Below are 2448 nucleotides of genomic sequence, written 5' to 3'. Positions count from 1 at the left end.
TTCCCACCGTGGGAGGCGAATGCAAAATGAAACGTCGCTGATGGCTGAGAACCATTCTAACTGCAAAGCGACCGGTCACTCGGCAGGCCATGTATCCACTACAGTGCGGTGTGCAGTCTGCTACCGAAATAGCGTTAAAACCGCCTTGGACGATCAAGCATTAGCTGGAGCACAAGCTGTTCCCTTCCTGTTCTATTGTTTATGTGCAACTTTTGGAGGGGTCGACTTGCTTCAACCGGCAAGCTTCCTCAGCAATCGGTACTGCCTTGATGCACGTAAGCTTTTGGACCCGCGGTGTCCGCCATCAGCACCCATGGAACAGACTAGGTTGATTGCGTAGCGGAGGATTTCAGGCTCATCGTAACCATCAGAGAGTGGAGATGAGAATGAAATCCGGGAAACAGAAAGCGTCAGCAGAGAGAGTTGTCAAAGACATCCGCAGGAAGACACGGCGCCAGCATTCGGCAGAGGAGAAGATCCGTATTGTGTTGGATGGGCTTCGTGGTGAAGACAGCATAGCGGAGCTGTGTCGCCGTGAAGGAATAGCTACGAGCCTGTATTACAGCTGGTCGAAAGAGTTCCTTGAGGCCGGTAAGAAGCGGTTGGCTGGCGATACCGCACGCCAGGCTACCAGCTCTGAGGTGAAGGATTTGAGAGCGGAATCGTCGGCGCTGAAAGAGGTAGTCGCCGACCTGACCCTTGAGAACCGGCTGCTCAAAAAAAGCATGTTCGAGGATGGGGGAGACGACGAATGAGATATCCCGCATCCGAAAAGCTTGAGATCATCCGGCTGGTTGACGGTTCGCACCTGCCGATCAAACGCACACTGGAAAAGCTCGGCATTCCCAGAACGACCTTCTACCGCTGGTACGACAGGTATCTGTCTTTCGGCGAGGCCGGGCTTGAGGATCGCCATTCCCGGCCAGGTAGGGTTTGGAACCGCATCCCCGACAAGGTGCGCAAGCAGATCGTGGAACTGGCTCTGGAAGAACCCGAGTTATCGCCCCGCGAGCTTGCGGTGCGGTTCACCGACACCAGGCGCTACTTCGTTTCTGAGGCCAGTGTTTACAGGCTTCTGAAGGCACAAGATCTGATCACTAGCCCAGCCTGCATCACCATCAAAGCGGCGGATGAATTCCATGAGAAGACTGTGCGGCCGAACCAGCTTTGGCAGACCGACTTCACCTATCTCAAAGTCATCGGTTGGGGCTGGTTCTACCTGTCTACGATCCTGGATGATTACAGCCGTTACGTTGTCTCTTGGCGCCTTTGCACCACGATGAAAGCTGACGATGTCACAGGAACGCTGGAAGACGCTTTGGCTGCATCAGGTTGTGACAGTGTCACCGTTGCCCACAAGCCCCGGCTGCTCAGCGACAACGGCAGCAGTTACATCTCTGGCGAGTTGGCGAAATGGCTGGATGAGCAGGGTATGGATCATGTTCGGGGAGCGCCCAACCATCCGCAGACCCAGGGCAAGATTGAGCGATGGCATCAGACGATGAAGAACCGTGTCCTGCTGGAAAACTACTATCTGCCAGGAGCGCTCGAACAGGCCATCGGCGACTTCATCAATCACTACAACCACAACCGATACCACGAGAGCATCAGCAATCTGACACCCGCCGATGTCTATTTCGGTCGAGCCGAAACAATCCTCAGACGCAGAAAGGAAATCAAACACCAGACAATCCAGAAACGCCGCTTGCTGCATCATCAGAACGCGGCGTAGATTGAAACTGCGGCGAGCCTGATCCTCCTAAGCCAATCAAACGCTCGTGTTCCAAATCATTCCATGACGGACATGGTGATCCTGGTTCTGTCGTTCGTCGGTATCTACTCGCTGCGGAACTCCGCCACCGATTGTGCCATTGCAGCTGTTTTTGGTGTAATGGGTCTGATCTTGAAACGACAGAACCTTCCGATTGTCCCGATCATTCTGGGCATGGTTCTTGGTGGAATTATGGAAGTGAAGCTGCGCTCGGCCATGGCTCGGGTTCGTGATCCGCTGGACTTTGTTGACCGGCCAATCGCGGCAGGTCTGGCCTTGGCCATCGTCCTGCTGATCGGTTTCCATTTCTGGGGTGTTATTCGCGAACGTCGCGTCGCCCAGCCGGAAATGGAACATGACCACGACATCCACGACAGTCAGCAAAGCTGATCCGCACTCGGAAAAGGAGCGCAAAATGGCACGATTTGACGGAAAAACCGTTCTGATTACCGGGGCCGGTACAGGTATTGGGTCAGCGATTGCACGCAGGCTTAGCGCAGAAGGAGCCAATGTAGCCGTTATGGGGCGACGGGCAGAGCCGTTGGAAGCGGTCGCCGGATCAATCAACGGGTTGGTTGTACAGGCTGATGCAGCAAATGCCGATCAGGTGAAGGCCGCGTTGGAAACGATCAACGCCCGCTTTGGCGCACTGGATGTGCTTGTCTGCAATGCAGGCG

The 2448-nt window shown here is 54.9% G+C and carries 2 protein-coding genes and 1 pseudogene; all 3 read left to right on the top strand.

Annotation, left to right across the window (positions count from 1 at the left end; genetic code table 11):
- Positions 1-380 precede the first annotated feature (380 nt).
- Positions 381-1732 (top strand): IS3 family transposase gene (locus tag ACR0EZ_RS25815; RefSeq protein ID WP_170717543.1). Its coding sequence is split into 2 segments (ribosomal slippage): positions 381-717 and positions 717-1732, totalling 1353 coding nucleotides; the frame shifts between segments, so codons are not numbered across the junction.
- A 45-nt stretch (positions 1733-1777) separates the two neighbouring features.
- Positions 1778-2161, top strand: a pseudogene (locus tag ACR0EZ_RS25810) (tripartite tricarboxylate transporter permease); the annotation flags it as partial.
- A 25-nt stretch (positions 2162-2186) separates the two neighbouring features.
- A partial coding sequence (locus ACR0EZ_RS25805; protein ID WP_480617689.1) for an SDR family NAD(P)-dependent oxidoreductase occupies positions 2187-2448 on the top strand: 262 nt, incomplete at its 3' end.

The sequence above is a fragment of the Ruegeria sp. AK4 genome, assembly GCF_056541025.1.
The sequence above is the reverse complement of the archived record's forward strand: the minus strand, read 5'-3'. Positions and strand labels throughout refer to the sequence as shown.